Raw genomic sequence first — 21749 nt, forward strand, 5'->3', positions numbered from 1 at the left:
TTCCACTTATCGGACGAAGATGCCGGGTTTGGCAAGGGCTAGCTCTTTATGCATTTCGTTATCTCAAAAATCGCTTCTCAAGTTGGACGGCATGCATCACTTCGGTGCCATGCGGATGGCGCCGTCGAGGCGGATGGTCTCGCCGTTCAGCATCTGGTTCTCGATGATGTGCAGGGCAAGGGCGGCATATTCGGATGGTTCGCCGAGGCGAGAAGGGAAGGGCACGGCGGCGCCCAGCGAATCCTGCACCTCCTGCGGCATGCCGGCCATCATCGGTGTCTTGAAGATGCCGGGCGCGATGGTGCAGACGCGGATCCCGGAACGGGCAAGGTCGCGCGCCACCGGCAGCGTCATGCCGACCACGCCACCCTTGGAGGCCGAATAGGCCGCCTGGCCGATCTGGCCGTCATAGGCGGCGACCGAGGCCGTGTTGACGATGACGCCGCGTTCGCCGCCCTGCAGCGGCTCGAGCTTCGCGGCGCGATCGGCGACGAGGCGGATCATGTTGAAGGTGCCGATCAGATTGACCTCGATCACCTTGCGGTACTGGTCGAGCGGATGCGGACCATCCTTGCCGATCGTCTTCACGCCGATGGCAATGCCGGCGCAGTTGACCAGGATGCGCGGCTCGCCGAGCTTGGCCGCGACCTCGGCGAGGGCGGCAGCGCCGCTGTCGGCGCTGCTGACGTCGCATTGGACGGCAATGCCGCTGATCTCGGCCGCGACCTTGGCGGCGCGGTCGATGCCGACATCGAATATGGCGACGCGGGCACCCTTGGCGGCAAGCGCCCGCGCCGTCGCCTCGCCAAGGCCGGAGCCGCCGCCGGTCACGATTGCGATCTGGCCGTTCGGGATCATGGCGTCATTTCCTTCCAGTGAAAGCAGGAAAGGATCAGTGCCAGATCGAACGGGAAGGTCAAGCCATGGCGGCGATGTGCTCGGCGACCCTGGCCTGACTGGCGTGACCGACCTCGCCCAAGAGCTTGGCGACGGAACCCGGCACGATCTCGTGCGACAGCAAGCGGTCGAGATCGACAGGGCGCGGCATCGAAATCTGGCCGCGCGGGATCCGCTTGAAGCCGAGCGGCCCGTAATAGGGCTCGTCGCCGACCAGTATGACGGCCGGCGCACCGGCCTTGGCGGCAGCTTCAAGCGCAATCGCCACCAGCCGGCGGCCAATGCCGAGATTCTTGAAGGCGGGCCGTACCGCGAGCGGCCCGAGCATCAGCGCGCGGCCGGGGCCGGCGGCAATGCGGGTCATGCGCACCGAAGCGACGACGATGTCGCCGTCGACGGCGACAAAGGACAGAGCGCGTTCGTGCCCTCCAGCCTCGCGAATCTTGTAGGCGGCCAGGACAAAGCGGCCGGGGCCGAAGGCCTCGTCGTTGATGGCTTCGATCTCAGCATCATGCGCCGGGATTTCCGGCAGGTATTTCACGTCGGCAAGGCTCATGGTCTTTGCGTTCCGGTAGAGAGGAAAGGTTGCTGCAAACGGCAGCATTCGCCAGTCAGCGCTTCATCAAGCGCGGGCGCCCTTTCGTCGTCGGTCAAACCGGATCAAAGCAAAATCGAACATGCGGAGTGTCCGCTAGCATCAATTTTCGGCCGCTGCAATCGACCCCGTTCGCTGGCCCTAACGATTGACAGTCTGTTCAGCCCTGATGATTTCAGCCTTGCCGCGTCGCGCTCTACATCAGGTGGAAAGGCGAAAGGACATCCCATGGGATTGCTGGTCGACGGCAAGTGGCAGGACCGCTGGTACGACACCAAGGACAGCGGCGGCAAGTTCGTGCGGGCGCAGTCGCTGTGGCGCGACTGGATCACGCGTGACGGCAAACCGGCCGAAGGCCGCCATCGAGGCTTCAAGGCAGAGCCCGGCCGCTACCACCTCTATGTCTCGCTTGCATGTCCGTGGGCGCACCGGACGTTGATCTTTCGCGCGCTGAAGAGGCTCGAAGGCATCATCTCCGTCTCGGTCGTGCACCATTTCATGGGCGCGAACGGCTGGACGTTTCTCGCCGAGGACGGCGCCACCGGCGACACGCTCTACGGCCTCGACTTCCTGCACCAGATCTACACCAGGGCCGATCCGGCCTATTCCGGCCGGGTCACGGTGCCGGTGCTGTGGGACAAAAAGGAGCAGACCATCGTCTCCAACGAATCCTCCGAGATCATCCGGATGCTCAATTCAGCCTTCGACGAATGGGGCGATGCCGGTCTCGATTTCTATCCACAGCCCTTGCGCGGCGAGATCGATGCGATCAACGCTCTGGTCTATCCCGCTATCAACAACGGCGTCTATCGTGCCGGCTTCGCCACCACGCAAGCCGCCTATCAGGAGGCCTTCGACGCATTGTTCTCAGCGCTCGACACGCTCGAGGATCGGCTTTCCAAGCAGCGTTATCTCGTTGGCGATCGCATCACCGAAGCCGACTGGCGGCTGTTCACCACGCTTGTGCGCTTCGACCCGGTCTATGTCGGTCATTTCAAGTGCAATCTGCGCCGTATCGCCGACTATCCCAACCTGTCGAACTATCTGCGCGACCTCTATCAGGTGCCCGGCGTCGCCGGCACGGTGAACCTGCATCACATCAAGGCGCATTACTACGGCAGCCACGAAACGATCAACCCGACGCGGATCGTGCCCGTGGGGCCGGAGCTGGACTATACCGCGCCGCATGACCGGGGACGGTTCAGGAGGGCGGCCTGATAGCCGGCAGGCTGATCAGCGGAAAGGTTTGGTGTCGAGTTGCGTTTGTCTTTTGCGATTGGCTTTCAACATGCGATTTCCGAACCAACTCGAGTAACCGAAGGCGTTAAGGCAGAAGGCAAACAGCGTCGCCAATGCCATGATCGCAACCCAGCCACCAAATGGGATTCCTCTCAATTTTGCCGCCGTGGCGTCGTCCGCGAGTGAAAGCAGAAGGAAAAACATCGAGAATAAAATGATGGCTATCGTGGAAAACACCACCGTTTTCCAATACTCCCCTCTATGGAAGGTTCTCCCATGTTTTCGTATGAACAGGGAATACGCCGTCAAAGTAGAGGCGAAATTCACCCCGAAATAGGTATTTTTCCGGTAAGCGCGATGAATGACGGAAAAATTATTGCCAGAGCGATCAGAGCCAGGCTGACTAAAAACGTTACAAGCATGTAAATGCCGACATAAGGCCATATACTGACCGTATCTGTTTTCTCGTAAGCCATTTGTCGCCCCTCGATAAGATTTTAATGAAATTAAAATCATTGAAATCGAGGTTCAGGATAACTGTATTTCGTAAATCACCAGTAACTAGAAGTCGGCTCTCCCTGGAAAACCTCGGCGATCCGCCGCAGTGTCGCCGGCGTCGTTGCTTTCGGCAAATGGTCCAGCGGGAAGAAGCCGGCTTCGGCGATCTCGTGGTCAGGCAGCTTGGGCGCCGTCTGGGCGAACTGCTCGATGAGATAGAAGCCGACATGATCGCGGCGGCTGGAGCGGCGGTTGAAATGCATCGATTTCAGCGCCGGCGGGGCGGTAAGCGCGATGTTGCCTTCCTCTGCCAATTCGCGCGCCAGCGCTTCGTCCATGGTCTCGCCGACCTCGACGCCGCCGCCGGGAAGCTGCCAGCCCGGCACATAGGTGTGGCGGATGAGGAAAACGGAATTCGTGGCGGTATCGTGGATCAGGCCGCGCACGCCGAGCGTCATCGGCCGCCGCAGCACGAAATAGAGATGGAACAGCCGGGCCCTGAGGCCAGCCCAGCCGGTCTGGCGGAAGGGATCTTGCGGGCTCGTCATCGGTAGCGAAACCGTGGGTGGAAAGGAGGGCGCTGGTCGCCTATGAAGGATGCATGTTCAGGCTCGCGCATATTTCCGATGTCCATCTGGGGCCGCTCCCGGATGTATCCTATCGCGATCTCGCCTCCAAGCGCGTGCTCGGCTACGTCAACTGGCAGCGCAACCGCCGCCGCCACATGCATGACGCCGTCATCGACACCATCGTCGCCGACGTCAAGGCGCAAAGTCCCGACCATCTCGCCGTCACCGGCGACCTGGTCAATCTGGCGCTCGACGGCGAGATCGAGATGGCCAGGCACTGGCTGGAGACGTTGGGACCGCCGCAAGACGTTTCCGTCGTTCCGGGAAACCACGATGCCTATGTGCCCGGCGCCTTCGACAAGGTCTGTCGCTCATGGGCGGCGTGGATGAGCGGTGACGGCATCAACACGCCGGTCGACCGCAATGCCTTTCCCTTTCTGCGCGTGCGCGGCAATGTCGCGCTGATCGGCGTCTCGACGGCGCGCGCCACGGCGCCCTTCATGGCCAATGGCTTCTTCATGGAGGGGCAGGCGGACCGGCTCGGCAAGATCCTGCGCGACACCGGCGGGCAAGGCCTGTTCCGCGCCATCATGATCCATCATCCGCCGGTGCGTGGCGCCGTCCCGCAGCACAAGCGGCTTTTCGGCATCGCCCGCTTCCACAAGATCATTCGCCGGCATGGCGCCGAGCTTGTCCTGCACGGTCATTCGCATCTGCCGTCGCTGTTCCAGATCGGGGTCCGCGGCGCCAAGGTCCCGGTTGTCGGCGTCGCCGCCGCCGGCCAGGCGCCGGGCGGCAAGCACCCGGCGGCACAGTACAATCTGTTCGATATCGACGGCGAAAAGGACAATTGGCGGATCCGCCTGACCCGGCGCGGCCTGACCGGGCCGGCGATACCGCCTGTCGACCTGCAGACGCTGGAACTGGGCGCCCAGGCCCTAGCCGCTACGGCCGCAAGCTGAGCCCCATTGCCACGAGACGGTCCCAGAACAGGGCGATCGACACCGCCAGGCCGACCAACGCGCCGGCGGCGATCAGGCCAAGGCCGGACAGGAAGGCAGACCAGCCCTTGCTGCGTTGTGGCGACCGCAGCGGCGGCTCCGCCTCGCTCACCTCGGCGCGCTTCATGCCGGCGATTGCCGGTTCGACCCCGCCTTCCATCATCCTCTGGCGCTCGACGATACGCTCGGCGACATAGCGTGTCACGGCGTTGGCAACCGGCTTCATCTCGGTCGATTCGGCGAGCACCACACGGCCGATGCGAGTGTCCTTGAGGAAGCGGTAGGTGCGGCGATCACGGCCCATCGCGACATGGCTGACGGCGTCGATCCACAGACGCGGCTGCAGCCCCGAGGAAACGACGAAATCGAAATTGTCCATGTCGGCTGGAACGTCGGCAAAGACGGGCGCGAGTTCGGCGGCCAGGAGATCGAGGCGCATGCGATGCGCCTCGCGCATGTCGACGACGACATCGTCGCGGTCGGCAAAGGCGTTCTTCACATCACGGATGGCATCGGACAGTTTGCTTGACGGATCGATCTTTTCGCCTGCGTCCTTCATCGGCGTGGCCTCGCGGGTTTGGTTAACACGCAGTTAACACAGCCGCCGGCAAAATGCACTGGCGAGATGGGGGGGCGAGGTCAGGGGGCGAAGCGCCGGGGATATGGCGCTCAGCGGCAACTCAATCGGCGGTGGTGGCGAGTTTCGGGCGAACGGGTCTCGCGCGACGGTTCATGTTGCGCTGGATGATCCTGGCGATCAGATCGGGCGCTTCCTCGATCAGCATATGGCCGGCCTCCAGAACGTGATGCACATGAAAGCGCGCCGGCAGGCCATCCGCATGGGTGAAGGGCAGCACCGCGTCTTCAGTTCCCCACACCACCATCACGGGCATGGCCAGCGTGTCGAGCAGGTCGCGCGGGATGACGCCTTGCCGGTCGTCCCTGGTCATGGCAGCTGCGATCTCGACAAGTTTTTCCAGTTGCCCGGGCCGCCTGCGCATTTCGGAAAGCGTATCGGCGGCGTGATCAACAGGCAGCGCGCGTGGACCCGACATGGCGGCAAGGCAGGCAAGGATCTCGGACGACTCGCTCGCGGCGGCAAAGCGGCGCAACAGCGCCCCGTTGATCTCGGGGCCGAAGCCACCGGGCGCCAACAGCGTCAGCGAGGCGACTTTTTCCGGGTCGGCCAGCGCCATCAGTACCGCGACAGCGCCGCCCATCGAGTGGCCGACCAAATGGACCCGCTTGAGCGCCCGCGCGGAGAGATCGGCGAGAATGGCCTTTGCCGCCACCTTGGCCGGACCGGCACCCGGGAAATCAAGCGACAAGCCGTGTCCCGGCAGATCATACGCCAGCGTGCGCGCCGAAGCCGACAGGGGAGAGATCACCTCACCCCAGACGTCATGGCAACCACCGAAGCCATGCAGCAGAACGATGGTCTTCGAACCAACACCTTGTTCGGCGGCATGAAGCGATGAAATCATGGATGCTGAAATTTTTTTGTTGTTGCAGGGTGCGCGACGCCAATTGTGGCTGAATTGCTCCTTGGCTGGCGCGATGACCAGTAAAATTTTCGCGATTTGTACGGTTGAAGACAGAACTCGGCGGTCAACAGGGCATTTGACGACCGGAGCGTACGAAACCGACCATAACGCCACGCTGGGCCGCGGCTGTCGATGGCGTTAACTGGCGCTCTCAAGCCCGGAGGCGCGCAAGGCGCCGATCAGTCGCTCGGTCAAATCGGCCGGATATTTCCGATCGACGAAAGTCGCACGCGGATTGGCGGCGAATTTCGGAAATTTGGCGCTCAGCTCATCGAGCAGCTTGCGCGCCTGACCGTCCTGGCCGGCAATTTGGGCGCCGATCAGTCGCGCGGCGAGATAGTGTGATTTTGTTGCAGTCGTTCTCAAGGCGTTGCTGGCGATGGTTGCCTTGTTCATGTCGCCGAGCATGAATTCGCCGGCGAAGAGTCCGAAATCCCACCATGTCGGATGCCCGCTGGAGGCATCCACGGCATGGGCCAGAAGCGGTGTTCCCTCGGTGTAGCGGCCGGCGAAAATCAGCCCGTAACCATAGGCGGCGGCCATGGAGACGTCGTAGGGGTTGAGGTCATAGGCCTTGCGCATCCAGCGCAGCGCCTCGTCGGGATTGCCAAGGCGCGAATAGATGTAGCCATAGGCGCGATGCGCGTTAGGGCTGGTCGGCCCCATCTGTATGGCGCGGTGGGCGAATGTCAGCGCCTTCTCGATCGTCGCATCCGGCGGATAGGCGTAGTGGTCGTTCACCGCCTCGAGGTGCAACGAAGCGAGTTCCGAATAAACCAGCGACGATTTTGCGCCGTCGTCGGCCAAGGCCTCTAGGCAGCGGTACGCGGCCCCGTGGGTTCTGACGTTTTGGTCGAGATAGTATTTGCCGTTGAGCAGCAGGCATTGCGTCAGGCCGGTCTGCATGCCGCTCTGCTCGATATAGTTGTAGATCGTGCCGGAAGCGGGAAGAGCCGAACTCAGGATGCCGGCGATGCGGTCCTCGACGGCGTTCGGCGCGCTGTCGGCGGCGGTCAGGTTGCGCGACAAAAGCACCCGGCCGGTCGCCATGCTCTGCAGCTCGATGGTGATGTCGCCCGCGTCCGGTCCAGGCAGGATATCGAAGATGAAGCTCGTGGCATTGGTGACCGGATCGGTCTCGTCGGCGGCCTCGCGGCCGATGAAGTCGACCGTATCGAAACCGCTCAGACCGGCGCGCAAGGACGCGGCGACACGGCTGGCATCTTGGCCATTGGCCTTGACGGCGAGGTAGACGAGCGGCAGGGCCTCACTTGCCGGGGACCGGGCGATGCTGCCGGTCAAGCCGGCGGGCTCTAACGTAGCCGGTATGTCGCCGCCTGCCAGCAGGACGCCGCTGCCCTGACGCAGGATCAGAACACCGAGCATGGCGATGACCACGGCGATCGCCATCCAGAAGAACCTAAGATGGCGTGCCACCGAGGGCTCCGGAACGGCAGTCGATGCCAGCAGTACGGCGGACGGAATGTCGGCGGCGCTCGGCTGCTCGGATGGCGATGCCAGCGCTTCCGTCTGCCCGGCAAGGCTGGCCGTTTCCGGCAAGCGGATCGCGTTGAGCTCATAGGCCGGGACATAGCCGCCGCGCGGAATGGCGATGCGGACGGGTTCGGCGACGCCTTCGTTGGCGAAATACTGCTGCAGCAAATCGCGCAGCCGGCCAGCCTGGACCCGCACCACCGCATCGGTCGACGGATCGAAATCACCGTCCTTGCCGAAGACGTCCATGGCGATGGAAAAGCCCTTGAGCCTGTCGGCTTCGCCTGCCTGTTCGCGTTCGACGAGATAGCGGATCAGTTTGCGCGCGCGTTCGGACCGTCCAAACGTTTCGCTGGCAAGCAGTCGCTCCAGTGTCTCGCGCACTGCGGGGGCGGCAGGCGTGGCATGCTGCAAGTGTCGATCCTCTCGAAGTCGGCACAGGTTGAGGCACGATCATATAGTGCCCGCATCTCCACACAAGTATACACCCATTATGCGATCACGTACCTAACTGGATAATTTTCCAGTGGTTAATGGCCCCGCTGCAGGACGTCGGCGGACGCCGAAGCGCGCCGCCGACATCATCGGCCATTTTGGGCCAAGCCCGGTTCGGGTTCGAAAACGTCGCGCGAGAGCGCTGCTGCTCTCGCGCCGACGACCCGATCTGTGGGGATTACCGCGCCTTGCGGCCCACGATACGGTTGGCGGCGGAAGTCACGGCTTCCAGCGAGGCGGCGACGATGTTGGTGTTGATGCCGGCGCCGAACAGCTTTCCGCCTGGATATTCCATCTCGACATAGGAAATGGCGGAGGCGTTTGAGCCGCGCTGCATCGAGTGCTCGGAATAGTCGAGCACCGACATCTCGACGCCGACATGCCGCGACAGCGCATCGACGAAGCCGTCGATCGGGCCGGTCCCAGTGCCTGATATCGTCGTTTCCTTGCCGTTGTCGAGGATGACAGCCTCGACCACGCGCCGCCCCTTGACCTCGGTGTCGGGGTAGGTGTGGTGATCGAGGAATTTCAAGCGTGCGCCCGGCTGATCGACATAGGCCTCGAGGAACCGCTCATAGATGCGCTTGGCCGGCACTTCCTTGCCTTCCGCGTCGGTGATCGCCTGGATCGCCTGGCTGAACTCGATCTGCAAGTTGCGTGGCAGGTTGAGGCCGTAATCGGCCTGCAGCACATAGGCGATGCCGCCCTTGCCCGACTGCGAGTTGATGCGGATGATCGCCTCGTAGCTGCGGCCGACATCGGCCGGATCGATCGGCAAATAGGGCACTTCCCACAGCGGCGTGTTGGCCTTCTTCAAGGCCTTCATGCCCTTGTTGATGGCGTCCTGATGCGAACCGGAGAAGGCCGTGTAGACGAGTTCGCCGACATAGGGGTGGCGCTCGGGAATCTTCAACTGGTTCGAATATTCGTAGACGTCCTTCATCCGGTTGATGTCGGAGCAGTCGATGCCGGGATCGACGCCTTGCGTGTACATGTTGAGCGCCAGCGTGACGATGTCGACATTGCCGGTGCGCTCGCCATTGCCGAACAGCGTGCCTTCGACGCGGTCGGCGCCGGCCATCAGGCCGAGCTCGGTGGTGGCGATGCCGGTGCCGCGGTCATTGTGCGGATGCAGCGATATGATCAGGTTCTCCCTGTTGTCGAGATTGCGGCACATCCATTCGATGCGATCGGCATAGACGTTGGGCGTCGACATCTCGACCGTCGACGGCAGATTGATGATCAGCTTGTTGTCGGCTGTCGGCCTGACGATCTCGGTGACGGCATTGCAGATCTCCAATGCCACGTCGAGCTCGGTGCCGGTGAAGCTCTCCGGCGAATATTCGAAACGGAAACCGCCACCCGCCTTGGCGGCCATGTCGGTGATCATCTTGGCCGCGTCGGTGGCGATGCGCTTGATGCCGCCGACATCCTTCTCGAAGACGACGCGGCGCTGCAATTCACTGGTCGAATTGTAGAAATGCACGATCGGGTTGGTGGCACCCTTCAGCGCTTCGAAGGTGCGGGTGATCAGCTCGGGCCGGCATTGCACCAGCACCTGCAGCGACACGTCGGCGGGGACATTGCCTTCCTCGATGCACCAGCGGGCGAAGTCGAAATCGGTCTGCGAGGCCGAGGGGAAGCCGATCTCGATCTCCTTGAAGCCCATGTCGAGCAGCAGGCCGAACATGCGCGCCTTGCGCTCATGGCCCATCGGATCGATCAGCGCCTGGTTGCCGTCGCGCAGGTCGACCGAGCACCAGATCGGCGCCTTGTCGATCACCTTGGACGGCCAGGTGCGGTCGGTGAGGCCGACCGTGGGGTAGGGCTGGTACTTGCGGGCTGCGTCCGGCATGCTTCGGGCCGACCCTTCCCGGGCTGCCCCAGGCGTGCCCCTTGCCGCATCCTTGCCGGCTGCGGCGGCATCAGGGCGGATTTGTTCTCGTGCGTTCATCGTCGTTTCTCCCGGCGGCCTCGGATCCGTCCTGGACGGATTGATGGCGAGTGGCGCCTTTACCAGATTTTCGTTCGCTTGATGTGATTGCCAATTTTGAGACTGGCCAAGGAGCATGCGCTTGCGCGGCGGTTCGACCGCCGGGCGCTCCTTCAGCGAACCCGGCGATCGCCGATAAGGCCGAGAAGAAGCAGGGTCGAGGCAAGCGCGCGCACGGTCTCGCCGGCAAAGCCGGTCTGACGGGAAGCGATGGTGGCGCGCGTGTTCATGGCGGTTCTCTTACAGGAGCGGCTTGTGAGAGGCAAGCGGGGTGGGACCCGGTTGAATGCCATCCCAATGCGGTCGCTCTTCCCCGCGCGCCGCAAATGCGCCAGACTTGAGCGCTGGCGGGGCTGCGGTGCCCTTTCGCCGGGAGGGGACTGGCCATGAATTTCGTGTTCTTCTCGCCGCATTTTCCAGCCAACGGCGCCGATTTCTGCGACCGGCTGAAAAAGGCCGGCGCCACGGTGCTCGGCATCGGCGACGCACCCTATGAAGCGTTGGACGGCAAGCTGAAGGCTTCGCTCTCCGAATATTACCGGGTCGCCGACATGGAGGACTATGATCCGGTGTTCCGGGCGATGGGACATTTCATCCACAAATGGGGCCGCATCGACCGTTTCGAGTCGCTCAACGAGCACTGGCTGGAACTCGAAGCCAACATCCGAACCGACTTCAACATCTACGGCACCAAGCTCGATTTCGTGAAGAACCTGAAGCGCAAGAGCCGCATGCGCGCCTTCTTCCGCAAGAGCGGCGTCGAGACGATCGCGCAGCGCAAATGCTCCGACCGCGCCGGCGCCATGACCTTCATCCGCCGGGTCGGCTATCCCGTCGTGGTGAAGCCAGATTCGGGCTCCGGCGCCTCGAACACCTTCAAGATCTCCAACACGGGAGAGCTCGACCAGTTCTTCAGGGACAAGCCCGAGGGCGTGACCTTCGTCATGGAGCAGTTCATCGAGGGGCTGGTGGTGACCTATGACGGGCTGGTCAACCGCGACGGCGAGGTGGTGCTGGCCGCCAGTCACCGCTACGACCAGAGCGTCATGGAGGTGGTCAACAAGGACCGCCACATGAGCTACATCTGTTTCCCCCGGATCCGGCCCGTTGTCGAGGAAGCGGGCCGCAAGATCCTGAAGGCGTTCGACGTGCGCGAGCGCTTCTTCCATATCGAGCTGTTCGAGACCAGGGACGACCGGATCATCGCGCTGGAGGTCAACATGCGGCCGCCCGGCGCCTGGATGACCGACGCGATCAACTATACGTTCGATATCGACGTCTATGCGGCATGGGCCGACATGGTGGTCAAGGACGCCGCCGGCGGCCCCTATGAGGGCAAGTATTTCACTGCCTATGCCAGCCGCAAGCGCCGCCTCCGCTATTTGCACAGCCATGAGGACGTGCTAGCCGCGCATGGCGACAAGATCGTCCACCATCAGGCCATCGAAGAGGTTTTCAGCCGCGCCATGGGAAACTACGCCTATCAGATGCGGTCGAAGGATCAGGCGGCGCTGCGCGAAGCGGTCGCCTATATCCACGCGGAAAAGGCGTGAGGGATGGACATCTCCTATCACAAGGCCTTCGCCCGCAATCTTGGCCGCGACATGGAGTACAAGCGCTACGGCCATGCCGGCCGGCCGGTGGTGGTGTTCCCGACCTCGCAGGGGCGGTTCTACCAGTTCGAGGATTCCGGCGGGGTGGGCGCGCTGGCCGAGTTCATCGACACCGGCCGCATCCAGCTGTTCGCGGTCGACGGGATCGATTCGGAATCCTTCTTCGACAAGCATCACGATGCCGCGCACCGCATCGCCCGGCACGAGGCTTATTTCCGCTATGTGCGCGAGGAGGCGCTGCCGGAATTCCTTGAGACCGCCTCGGCAGCCAATGGCGGACGCAAGCTGAAGCCGCTGTTCTCGGGCTGTTCGATGGGCGGCTACCACTCGTCCAATTTCGTCTTCCGTTTTCCGGAACTGGCGAGCGGCGTCATCGCCCTGTCGGGCGTCTATTCGGCCCGCGACTTCTTCGGCAAGGCGCTGGATGGCGACATCTTCTACAACTCGCCGCTCGACTATCTGCCCGGCATCGTCGATCCGAAACTGCTGGCCAGGCTCAAGTTGCTCAGGCTGATCTTCTGCTGCGGGCAGGGCGCCTGGGAAGAGCGCATGCTGGTCGAGACGCGCCAGCTGGAACAGATCCTGCGCGACAAGTCGATTCCCGCATGGGTCGATTATTGGGGCGGCGATGTCAGCCATGACTGGCCATGGTGGCACAAGCAGCTGGTCTATTTCTTCGGCCGCTGGCTGGATGAGGATCTGATGCACAGGCTCGACTAAGCTACATTGATGCACCTTGGGCAGAGATGATGACGATACCCGAACCCATCCGCCGCTTCGTCGAGGCCACCAATGCAGGTGATACGGATGCCTTTCTCGACACCTTTGCCGACGATGCGTTCCTGAGCGACTGGGGACGGGACTTTCACGGCCGCGGGCAGATCGCGCGCTGGAACCAGTCGGACAATATCGGCGTGAAGTCCAATCTCCGGATTGTCCGCATCGCCGCGGCGGAAGGGACTTATCGTGTTCGCATCGCCGTCAAAGGCAAGGGCTTCAACGGCGAGGGCGACATGACCTTCACGCTGGACGGCGATCGCATCGCGAGCCTGGTCATCGCCTGAGATCCGCAGCCTACCCTTCCTGGCATGCCGGCACAGGCACGGCCTCATGTTCCGCTGCTGATCCGCGACGCAGGCCGAGGAACACGACAAGGGCGGTGACGATGGTGATTGCCGCCAGCACGATCAGCAGCCTGTCGAACGCCGCTTCGTAAGCCTCGACCAGGACGGCGGCGCTGGCCGTAGGCAGATGTTGCGCACTTGCACCGACATTGCCGGTCACCAGCAGCTGCGCCGCGGCGGCCGTATCCGTGGACGCTCCCTGAGCGGCCAACTGCGCCGCGGTGAAGCCGGACAGTGTCGCCATGACGATCGCCACTGCCACGCCCTCGCAGGCGACGCGCGTGGTGTTGAAGATGCCGACCGCCATGCCGGCGCGCTCCCTCGGCACGACGCTGACGGCAAGCCCGTCCATCAGTCCCCAGGGCAAAGCGATGCCGACGCCGATGAGCACCAGCGGCGCCACCAGCGCGATATCGACCGGTGGTGTCAGGCTCAGCCAGACGAGGCCGGCGGCGGTGACGAGCAGGCCGACGCCGCAGATCGTGGCCGGCGCGATCCAGCGCGCCAGCTGGCCGGCAAGCAAAGGCAGGATCAGCAGCGGTCCCGAGAGGCAGATCATCAATTGCCCGGCCTTCATCTCGCTCATCCCTTCGATGCCGATGAAGCGGATCGGCAGAAGCACCAGCAGGACGACAAAGCCATAGGCGGGTGCCGCGGCCAGGAACTGGACGCCGACGAAGCGAGGAAAGCGAAACAGGGTGAGATCGAGCATCGGTCGCCGCACGCGCCGCTCGACGATGACGAACGCGGCGAAGAAGAGGGCCGCCGCTGCCAGAAGCGCGATGACGAGGGGATTGGCCCAGCCGCTTTGCGGCGCCTGCAACACGCCATAGGTCAGCGAGGCCAGCGCGATGGTGAAGGTGCCGGCTCCCGCCCAGTCGAGCCCGGTCGCATCCGGATCGCGCGAGTCCCTGATGGTGCGCAGGCCGAGGACCGCCGAGGCGATCGCGAGTACCGCGACCAGAACAAAGATCGATCGCCAACCGAATGCCGAGATGAGCAGGCCCGAAGCGATCGGGCCGAAGGCGAGACCGATGCCGAAGCTGGTGCCGAGGAAGGAGAAGGCGCGCAGCCGCAGCGATCCCTCGAATTCCTGGGCAAGCGCCGAGGCGCCGCCGGCGAAGGCCAGGGAACTGCCGATCCCTTGCGCGGCCCTGAACATGTCGAACCAGACGGTGTCGGGCGCCAGCATCGCGCCCAGCGACGCCAGGACATAGAGGCAGAGGCCGGCGAGGAAAATCCGCTTGCGGCCATGGTTGTCGGCCAGCGCTCCGGCCGCCATCAGGCTGGCGCCGAAAGTCAGCATGAAGGCGTTCGTCACCCAGTTGAGCGCGATCGGGCTGCCGCCGAGATCGGCCGCTATACGCGAGAGCGCGACCGCCGGGCCGGTGAAGGTCAAGGGCATCGTCATCGCGGCAAGACATACCGACAAGAGCACCAGCCATCTCTCGGCCGAGCCGGTTGTGGTCTTCAGGGTCATGGATTTTCCTATCTGAAAAAGCATCCGCCGGCTTGCCGCGTGGGTCGCGCACCCGTCGCAACGACAAGATAGGCCTGCCGCCTTTCCAGAAAAATGGTATTGTATTTCCTGACATACTGGACTGAAACGCTCAAATGGAAGAATGCGATGGACCGCCTCAATGGCCTCTTGGCCTTCGCCCGCACCGCCGAACTCGGCAGTTTCATCGCCGCCGGCCGTGCGCTCGGCATCTCGGCTTCCGCCGTCGGCAAGAGCGTCGCACGGCTCGAACAGGAGCTCGGCGTGCGGCTCCTGCAGCGCAGCACGCGACGTGTCGGCCTGACCGAGGAGGGCAGACTGTTCGACGAGCGGGTGCGGCGCATCCTGGACGACATCGACGATGCCGAGGCAATGCTGTCGCGGACACGCGAGACGCCACGCGGGCGGCTGCGTATCTCGACCCCGATCGTCACCTACCATCTGCTGCTGCCGGTGCTGTCGGAGTTCATGGCCCGCTATCCCGAGATCGAGCTCGATATCGATTTCAACGATCGCGTCGTCGACGTCATCGAGGAGGGCATCGATGTCGCGATCAGAAGTGGCGAGCTGCCCGATTCACGGTTGGTGTCGAGACCCGTTGCGCCGTTTCGTATGCTCTTGTGCGCGGCGCCCTCCTACCTCGACCGCCATGGCACTCCGAGCGTGCCGGCGGATCTCATCAGGCATTTCGGCATAAACTTCCGCTTTCTCAACAGCGGCAGGCTGCTGGACTGGCCGTTCACCACTGGTAGTGCCGAACCGCAGATCCGCTCGATGCTAACCTGCAACAATATGGAAGCCTTGAAGGGCGCTACGCTCGCCGGCCTCGGTATCGCCTGCATGCCCGATTTCCTGGTCCGCGAGGCGCTCCACGACAGCAAGCTGCGCATCGTGCTGGACGATCATGTCGACGGCCGTGGCCAGTTCCGGATGCTATGGCCCTCCAATCGCCATCTGTCGCCGAAGGTGCGCGTTTTCGTCGATTTCCTTCCCGAACGCCTTGCAGCACCGCGATAGGCCGGCATAAATCAGATCTCCGACGGCCCATCCAAAAATATGATTACTTAAGTCAAGTTTCTTGTGGAAACGACGGCGGCGCTGTGGCATGCCGGCGATGGCGACGAGGCCAAGATCTTTCGGCGGCTTCGCTTGAACCGCTATCGAAGGATTTCAGCGATGGACCAGTTGAGCGCACAGACCCGTATCAGCGATGAAGCGGTGAGGTCGGCGATCGAGCATCTGCGCACCGAGCACGGCGAATTCGAGATCGAGACCGGTGCCGCCGATCGATGGGAGCTTCGCCTCTATTACGGGTCGTTGAGCGCCACGCTCGACGGCAACGCCATGCTGATCCGCGTCGCGGCGACGGACGAGACCTGCCTCTCCTACATGAAGATGACGGTCGCCGGCCATGTTGCCCAGCATCTCGGCACCACCAGCGGATTGCGTTGGGAAGGCGATGGCAGCGATGCCGGCACGCCGGTCTTCTTCCGCAAGATCACGGTGATGTCGTCGACGCGGATCTCGCCGCACATGCAGCGCCTGCGTTTCGCCGGCAAGGATCTCGGCCGTTTTGCCCATGGCGGACTGCACATGCGGCTGCTTTTGCCGCCGCGTGGCCGGCGGCCGGTCTGGCCCACGCTTGGCGCTGACGGCCTGCTTGTCTGGCCCTCCGGGAAGGATGCGCTGACCGTGCGGGTCTACACGATCCGGACGATCGACGCCGCAAGCGGCTGGCTCGATGTCGATTTCGTACTGCATCCCGGCCAGGATACGCCCGCCGCCTTCGCGCAGAACGCACGGGTTGGAGATGTCATCGGCATGATCGGGCCCGGCGGCGGCGAGGCGCCGGAGGCGCAGACTTTGCTTCTGGCCGGCGACGACACGGCGCTGCCCGCTATTGGCAGAATCCTGGAGCACCTGCCGCCGTCGACCCGCGCCGAGGCGCTCATCGAGGTCGATGGTCCGGATGACCGGATCGCGTTGCCGCAAGGCGAGAACATCGACGTCACCTGGCTCTACCGGCACGGCCGCGAGGCCGGCACGGCCAGCCTGCTGCCAGGCGCTTTGCGGGAGCGCAGCCACGCCGCGCTTGCCGACGGGCTCCATGTCTGGGCCGGATGCGAATTCGCCGACTTCCGCGAGATCCGCAAGATCGTACGCAAGGAGTGGGGCCTTGCGCGCGACAGGCATCTGGTCACCGCCTATTGGCGCCGCGGCGCGCTGGGCGAAAATGGGGGCGGCGAGGAATAGCCGCTGCCCCCTGCGACGAGCTGATCTCAGAAACGATAGCGCAGGCTGGCGAACAGCGAGCGGCCTTCGTCACGGTAGCAATAGCCGGCCGAGCAGATGGTCTTTTGGCTGTCGAACAGGTTCTTGGCGTTAACCTGCAGCCTGACGCCTTCGAGCCTGGGATTGCGGATGCCGAAATCATAGGACAGCGAGGCGTCGACAAAGGCGCGCGCGCTGTTCTTGAAAGTGTTGGCGTCGTCGCCATAGCTCGAGCCGGCAACGCGCACGCCGGTGCCCAGCCCCAGCCCTTCCAGCGTGCCGTTCTCGAACTGGTAGTGACCCCAGAGCGACAGGATGTGATTGGGTGTCGCCGACAGTTCCTTGCCATCGGTGTCCGTGGCGCCGCGCTCGATCCTGACACGCTGATAGGTGTAGGAGGCGATGAAGCTGAAGCCGTTGCCGAGCGAGGCATTGGCTTCCAGCTCGACACCGCGCGAATTGAGGTCGAGCTGGCGCTGCTTGTTGACGTTGGTCGAGGCGTCGAAGACGACGCCATCCTTCTGGTCGATGTCGAACAAGGCGGCGCTTACGGTCGCGTTGTGGTCGGGGATCTCATATTTGACGCCGATCTCCTTCTGCGTGGCGATGGTCGGGCGGGCGACGCGGCCGACCGTACTGGAGACGTCGTCATAGACGAAGCCGATGTTGGGCGAGAAGGAGGTCGAATAGTTGACGTATGGGATGATGCCCCACTCGGTCCGGTAGGACAGGCCGAGCCGGCCGGAGAAGGCATTGTCCTTCTGCTTCGACTGGCTGAAATCGGCTGATGTGGAGGTGGTATCGACCCAGTCGTAGCGGCCGCTGGTGAACAGGGTGAAGTCGTTCCACTCCATCTGGTCGTGCAGGTAGACGCCGAGCTGGTTCATCTCCTGCCCGCCGGAATGGGGAACGGGCATCGCCTTGATGTCGTCGACCGAGACATAGGACAGGCCGCTGGCGGCATCGTAGTCCGACCAGGCATAGTCGATGCCGGCGACGGCGGTGTGCCTGACCGGCCCGGTGTCGAACTCGAACTGCGCCATGTTGTCGACGACGAAGTTCTTCATCGTCTCGGTATAGTGGCCCCAATAGCGCTCCAGCGGCTGGTTGGCGCCGGGCAAATAGTGGCCGCTGTATTCGATATCGCTGTCGACGGCGTTGTAGCGCAGGTTCTGGCGCACCGTCAGCACATCGTTGAAGCGGTGCTCGAACTCATAGCCGATACGCCCCTGGTTCTGGGTGAAATCGTTCCAGGCGGGATCGCCCTCGTAGATGTTGGAGAGCACGCCATAGCCCGGATTGTAGAAGGCAGCGGTGCCGCCGGTGACCGATTTCGAATATTCGCCGAGGATGGTGAGCTTGGTGTCCTCGTCTGGCTTGAAGGTGATCGCCGGCGCCAAATAAAGCTTGTCGTCGGGATAGGCCGGCAGATCGGTTTCGCCCAGGCGGCCAAGGCTGGTGAAGCGATAGAGGATGCTGCCGTCCTCGTTCACCGGTCCGGAAGCGTCAAGGGCTGCCTGGAACCGGTCGTGCTCGCCGGCCAGCAGTTCGATCTCGTGGAACGGCTCATCCTTGGGACGCTTGGTGACGACGTTGACGATGCCGCCGGGGCCGCTGACGCCATAGAGCGAGGGCGCCGGGCCCTTCAGGATGGTGACCCCCTCGATGCCGTAGGGCTCGGTCTTGAACCAGGCGGAGGGGCCGTTGTACTGGCGCAGCCCGTCGCGGAACATGCCGTTGTAGAAGGCCGGGAAACCGCGCAGGAAGAAGGCGTCATAGCGGGTGTCGAAGCCGAAGCTGTTGGGATTGGCGCTGGCCGTGTAGCCGAGCGCCTCGTTCAGCGTGCGCGGCTTCTGATCCTCGATCTGCTTTTGCGTCACCACCGAAATGGCCTGCGGGATCTCCGCGATCGGCGTGTCGGCCTTGGTGCCGATGCGATCCTTCTTGGCGACATAGCCATCCTGCACCAGGATCTCGTTGCTCTGCGCGGTGACCTCGATCTGGCCGAGCACCGTGGCCTCGCCACTGTCCTGCGCATGAGCAGCCAAGGGTTGACCAAGTATCGCCGCGCTGCCCAGCAACGATATCCCCAGGCGCCATGTCGTCGGCCGTGCTCGCATCCACTCGTCTCCACTGTCTCATGTCAGATTGCGTCCTCGCGCTCTCAAATATGAGTATGTGAGTCAAGTATTTTTTGCGACTTACGCCCAAGCTGTCGAGGGTTTTCGCGCAGCGGCCACGCGGGTCGGGATTCGACCGGTCAAATCATGAGGCCGAAGCGAGCGGTTTTGCCTATTCCCGGATGCTTCTGGCCACCAGCCGCGCGACGCTCGGGCCGACCAGCAGCACGACGAGGAAACGTGCCGATTGCAGCGCCATGACGAAGGAGATGTCGACGTTCCGCGCGGCGGCCGCGATGATGGCGACGCTGTCCATGCCGCCGGGGCTGGTCGCCAGATAGGCGGTCAGCGGATCGATGCCGAGGAGATGGCTGATCAGGAAGGCGAGCCCGCCGCAAAAGGCGATCAACGCCACGATCGAGGCGATGATCTGCGGCAGGGCGCGCGTTGCATGGCGCAGGATCGGCCGGGTGAAGTTCAATCCGATCGACCAGCCGACCATGGCGTAGCTGACGGCCAGCAGCCAGGGCGGCAATTGCATCTCCACGCCAAGGCCGAGATGGATGACGGTGCCGAAGATGAAGGTACCGAGGAAAAACGGCGAGGGCAGCCGGCACAATTTGCCCGCCAGGCCGCCGACGATCGCGATGCCGATGGTGGCGGCGAAGGCCTGGGCATCGATCGGCGGAAACCAGACGATGGGCGGGATCTCGATGCCCGATGTGTCTACCCACATCTTGGCGACCAGAGCCGCCGTCACCGAAACGAAGATGACGCGCAGATACTGCATGAAGGCGACGAGGCGCTGGTCGGCGCCGAAGGCACCAGCCATCAGCACCATGGCGGTGGCGGCGCCCGGCGAGGAGCCCCAGACGGCGGTGGTGCCGGGCAGGATGCGCCAGCGGCTGATCAGCCAGCCGAGCAGGCTGGAGGCCGCGACGGTCGCCACCACGGCGCCCAGGAACAGCGGCCATTCGCGATAGAAGACGGGAAAGATGTCGGCCGAGATCGAAGCGGCGACGAGGCAGCCGACGATCGCCTGGGCGGAGCCGAACAGAAGGCGCGGCACGCGCACCGTGGCGCCATTGGTGCCGGCGGCGATGGCCGCCAGCATCGGCCCGATCAGCAGCGCCGCCGGCAAAGCAGCGAGTTCGAGCGCGCCGGCAAAAAGGGCCGAGATGGTGAGCAGGACCAGCCACTGCCAAGGCCTGCCCATGCGCGCCATGCGCTCGATGGCGGGCTGGTCCAGAGGTGGCTCGGCCGAGGAATCCATTTTTCGGTCTTAGACGCGAAGCGGGGCGATGCGAAGCCGTTGCGCCAAAAAAGGAGCCTACGCGTTGGCGTCGAACTGTTGCTCGATCTGTCCGCCGCCCATGCGATCGAAGTCGTCGGGGACGGAAAACTGGCCAGCCATAAAACCGACCCGTCGCGCGTGAGCCGACGGCTGCTGGTTGATCGACACGACCTTGACCAATGGTTTGCCCGCCTTGGCTATGATGAATGGCTCACCTTTGGCGGCCTGGTCAACGAGACGTGAAAGATTGGCCTTCGCATCTTGGGTGTTCACGATCTGCATTGCAGGTTGCCCCGTTGGCATCGCACTGTCTGTTCTAGTCAGTCAGTCTTGACCTCGGCCAACCCAAAGCCGCCGACCGGGTGGGTCTCGACCTGGAACTCGAAGCCGGCGATGAAGGGCCGCGCCTTGGCGATGGCCGCCTGGACTTCGGGAAGCTGCAGCGAGGCCTTGTGCCTTTCGGCGTCGGTCCACACTTCGGTGACCCAGATCGCATCGGCATCCGCGGGGTCGCGGGCGATGATATAGCTCAGGCAACCCGGCAGGGCGCCGGTGCTGGCGCGCAGGAGGTCCACCACCGCGTCGCGCTGGCCGCGCGCTGCCCGCATCTTGCCGATCAGTCCGTACATTCCGTTGTCTCCCCTTCAAAGTCTCCGACAAGAGTATGCGGGCCGCCAGTATGCAGATAGCTGGTCACGGCATCAACTGGCCGCCATTCACCTCGATCACCTGGCCGGTGATGTAGCCGCTCAACAGGTCCGATGAGAGGAACAGATAGGCGCCGACGCAGTCTTCGGCGGTGCCGGCGCGCCCTTGCGGAATGGTGGCGACCATGCCTTTCATCTGTTCCTCGGTCGAATAGCGCTCGTGGAAGGGCGTGAGAATGGTGCCGGGCGCCACCGCGTTGACGCGGATGCCGAAGCCGATCAGTTCCTTGGCCATGCCGCGCGTCACGTTGGAGACGAAGGCCTTGGCCGAACCGTAGAGACCGGCGCCGCCGCCCGCCCCGTTGCGCGCGGCGATCGACGAGGTGTTGACGATGAAGCCACCCTGCTTCTTCAGCCACGGCATCGCCTTGCGCGAGGCGGTCAGCACCGAACGCGCGTTGAGGTCCATCACCGCATCGTAATGGGCCTCGGTCTGCTCGGCGTAGGGCACGCGGCCGAGCATGCCGCCGGCATTGTTGACCAGCCCGTCGAGACGGCCGAAATGTTGCGCGCTGTCCTCGACGACGCGTTCGACATCGGCGGCGACGGAGAAGTCACCCTGGACGAGGAACACCTCGCCGCCATTGTCGGCAATGGTCTTGCCAAGTTTCTCGGCGGCGTCGCGGCTTGAATTATAGTGCAGTGCCACTTTGGACTTCTGCGCGGCATAGGCCAGCGCCAGTGCGGCGCCGATGCCGGTCGAGGCACCGGTGACCAGCACCGTCTTGCCCGCGAGATCGGGGATGGTAAGCGCGGTTGTACCTGGCACGGCCGTTTCCTCCGGGGATTTTCATGAG

At 63.5% G+C, this 21749-nt stretch carries 22 protein-coding genes; 7 read left to right on the forward strand and 15 right to left on the reverse strand.

Annotation, left to right across the window (positions count from 1 at the left end; genetic code table 11):
• Nucleotides 1–96: 96 nt before the first annotated feature.
• Nucleotides 97–858 carry a 3-hydroxyacyl-CoA dehydrogenase gene (locus MESOP_RS10915; RefSeq protein WP_013893389.1) on the reverse strand — a complete coding sequence of 254 codons (762 nt, stop codon included), beginning with the start codon at nt 856–858 and terminating at the stop codon, nt 97–99.
• A 58-nt stretch (nt 859–916) separates the two neighbouring features.
• Nucleotides 917–1453: a GNAT family N-acetyltransferase gene (locus MESOP_RS10920; protein ID WP_041164080.1), complete on the reverse strand. Its 537-nt coding sequence runs from the start codon at nt 1451–1453 to the stop codon at nt 917–919.
• A gap of 267 nt (nt 1454–1720) precedes the next feature.
• Here MESOP_RS10920 and MESOP_RS10925 point away from each other — a divergent pair, with 267 nt between their 5' ends.
• Nucleotides 1721–2710 carry a glutathione S-transferase family protein gene (locus MESOP_RS10925; RefSeq protein WP_013893391.1) on the forward strand — a complete coding sequence of 330 codons (990 nt, stop codon included), beginning with the start codon at nt 1721–1723 and terminating at the stop codon, nt 2708–2710.
• Nucleotides 2711–2725: 15 nt separating this feature from the next.
• Here MESOP_RS10925 and MESOP_RS36125 read toward each other — a convergent pair whose 3' ends face one another.
• From MESOP_RS36125 to MESOP_RS10935, 3 genes are all read right to left on the reverse strand, one after another.
• Nucleotides 2726–3058, reverse strand: coding sequence for an ABZJ_00895 family protein (locus MESOP_RS36125; RefSeq protein WP_041164081.1), 333 nt, complete (start codon nt 3056–3058; stop codon nt 2726–2728).
• Nucleotides 3055–3207: a hypothetical protein gene (locus MESOP_RS36130; RefSeq protein ID WP_013893393.1), complete on the reverse strand. Its 153-nt coding sequence runs from the start codon at nt 3205–3207 to the stop codon at nt 3055–3057. The genes MESOP_RS36125 and MESOP_RS36130 overlap by 4 nt, the downstream gene beginning before the upstream one ends.
• A 75-nt stretch (nt 3208–3282) precedes the next feature.
• Nucleotides 3283–3777 carry an NUDIX domain-containing protein gene (locus MESOP_RS10935; RefSeq protein ID WP_013893394.1) on the reverse strand — a complete coding sequence of 165 codons (495 nt, stop codon included), beginning with the start codon at nt 3775–3777 and terminating at the stop codon, nt 3283–3285.
• A 53-nt stretch (nt 3778–3830) separates the two neighbouring features.
• On the opposite strand from MESOP_RS10935, the gene MESOP_RS10940 reads away from it, so the two are divergent.
• Nucleotides 3831–4760, forward strand: coding sequence for a metallophosphoesterase family protein (locus MESOP_RS10940; protein WP_013893395.1), 930 nt, complete (start codon nt 3831–3833; stop codon nt 4758–4760).
• On the opposite strand, the gene MESOP_RS10945 is transcribed toward MESOP_RS10940, so the two are convergent.
• From MESOP_RS10945 to leuA, 4 genes are all read right to left on the reverse strand, one after another.
• Nucleotides 4744–5358, reverse strand: a complete 615-nt coding sequence (locus tag MESOP_RS10945) for a hypothetical protein (protein WP_013893396.1) — start codon at nt 5356–5358, stop codon at nt 4744–4746. The genes MESOP_RS10940 and MESOP_RS10945 overlap by 17 nt on opposite strands.
• A 121-nt stretch (nt 5359–5479) precedes the next feature.
• Entirely contained in the window at nt 5480–6283 is an 804-nt protein-coding gene (locus tag MESOP_RS10950) for an alpha/beta fold hydrolase (protein ID WP_013893397.1), read from the reverse strand.
• A gap of 198 nt (nt 6284–6481) precedes the next feature.
• The gene (locus MESOP_RS10955; protein ID WP_013893398.1) at nt 6482–8251 is read right to left on the reverse strand and encodes a tetratricopeptide repeat protein; all 1770 of its coding nucleotides are present in this window, start codon (nt 8249–8251) and stop codon (nt 6482–6484) included.
• Between the two features lie 259 nt (nt 8252–8510).
• Nucleotides 8511–10187, reverse strand: a complete 1677-nt coding sequence (gene leuA, locus MESOP_RS10960; protein ID WP_041164083.1) for a 2-isopropylmalate synthase — start codon at nt 10185–10187, stop codon at nt 8511–8513.
• A gap of 524 nt (nt 10188–10711) precedes the next feature.
• On the opposite strand from leuA, the gene MESOP_RS10965 reads away from it, so the two are divergent.
• From MESOP_RS10965 to MESOP_RS10975, 3 genes are read left to right on the forward strand one after another with little or no spacing between them, the layout of a single operon-like run.
• Nucleotides 10712–11878 (forward strand): ATP-grasp domain-containing protein, encoded by a 1167-nt coding sequence (locus MESOP_RS10965; RefSeq protein WP_013893401.1) that lies wholly within the window; start codon nt 10712–10714, stop codon nt 11876–11878.
• A 3-nt stretch (nt 11879–11881) separates the two neighbouring features.
• On the forward strand, nt 11882–12658 hold the full coding sequence (locus MESOP_RS10970) for an esterase family protein (RefSeq protein ID WP_013893402.1): 777 nt from the start codon (nt 11882–11884) through the stop codon (nt 12656–12658).
• Nucleotides 12659–12684: 26 nt separating this feature from the next.
• Nucleotides 12685–13002 carry a nuclear transport factor 2 family protein gene (locus MESOP_RS10975; protein WP_013893403.1) on the forward strand — a complete coding sequence of 106 codons (318 nt, stop codon included), beginning with the start codon at nt 12685–12687 and terminating at the stop codon, nt 13000–13002.
• 10 nt (nt 13003–13012) lie between these two features.
• Here the strand turns inward: MESOP_RS10975 and MESOP_RS10980 are convergent, their stop codons facing one another.
• Nucleotides 13013–14542 (reverse strand): MFS transporter, encoded by a 1530-nt coding sequence (locus MESOP_RS10980; RefSeq protein WP_013893404.1) that lies wholly within the window; start codon nt 14540–14542, stop codon nt 13013–13015.
• 147 nt (nt 14543–14689) lie between these two features.
• Between MESOP_RS10980 and MESOP_RS10985 the strand changes: the two genes are divergently transcribed.
• Together MESOP_RS10985 and MESOP_RS10990 are read left to right on the forward strand one after the other, a co-directional pair.
• Complete coding sequence (locus MESOP_RS10985) at nt 14690–15577, forward strand: LysR family transcriptional regulator (RefSeq protein ID WP_041164616.1); 888 nt, start codon at nt 14690–14692, stop codon at nt 15575–15577.
• A gap of 159 nt (nt 15578–15736) precedes the next feature.
• Nucleotides 15737–16813, forward strand: coding sequence for a siderophore-interacting protein (locus MESOP_RS10990; RefSeq protein WP_013893406.1), 1077 nt, complete (start codon nt 15737–15739; stop codon nt 16811–16813).
• Nucleotides 16814–16839: 26 nt separating this feature from the next.
• Here MESOP_RS10990 and MESOP_RS10995 read toward each other — a convergent pair whose 3' ends face one another.
• From MESOP_RS10995 to MESOP_RS11015, 5 genes are all read right to left on the reverse strand, one after another.
• Nucleotides 16840–18951, reverse strand: a complete 2112-nt coding sequence (locus MESOP_RS10995; protein ID WP_013893407.1) for a TonB-dependent siderophore receptor — start codon at nt 18949–18951, stop codon at nt 16840–16842.
• 172 nt (nt 18952–19123) lie between these two features.
• Complete coding sequence (locus MESOP_RS11000) at nt 19124–20224, reverse strand: AbrB family transcriptional regulator (RefSeq protein ID WP_013893408.1); 1101 nt, start codon at nt 20222–20224, stop codon at nt 19124–19126.
• Nucleotides 20225–20281: 57 nt separating this feature from the next.
• Nucleotides 20282–20527, reverse strand: coding sequence for a type II toxin-antitoxin system Phd/YefM family antitoxin (locus tag MESOP_RS11005; protein ID WP_013893409.1), 246 nt, complete (start codon nt 20525–20527; stop codon nt 20282–20284).
• A 38-nt stretch (nt 20528–20565) separates the two neighbouring features.
• Entirely contained in the window at nt 20566–20874 is a 309-nt protein-coding gene (locus MESOP_RS11010; protein WP_013893410.1) for a putative quinol monooxygenase, read from the reverse strand.
• A 64-nt stretch (nt 20875–20938) separates the two neighbouring features.
• Entirely contained in the window at nt 20939–21721 is a 783-nt protein-coding gene (locus tag MESOP_RS11015) for an SDR family NAD(P)-dependent oxidoreductase (protein WP_013893411.1), read from the reverse strand.
• Nucleotides 21722–21749 lie beyond the last annotated feature (28 nt).

Source organism: Mesorhizobium opportunistum WSM2075, assembly GCF_000176035.2.
GTDB classification, from domain to species: Bacteria; Pseudomonadota; Alphaproteobacteria; order Rhizobiales; family Rhizobiaceae; genus Mesorhizobium; species Mesorhizobium opportunistum.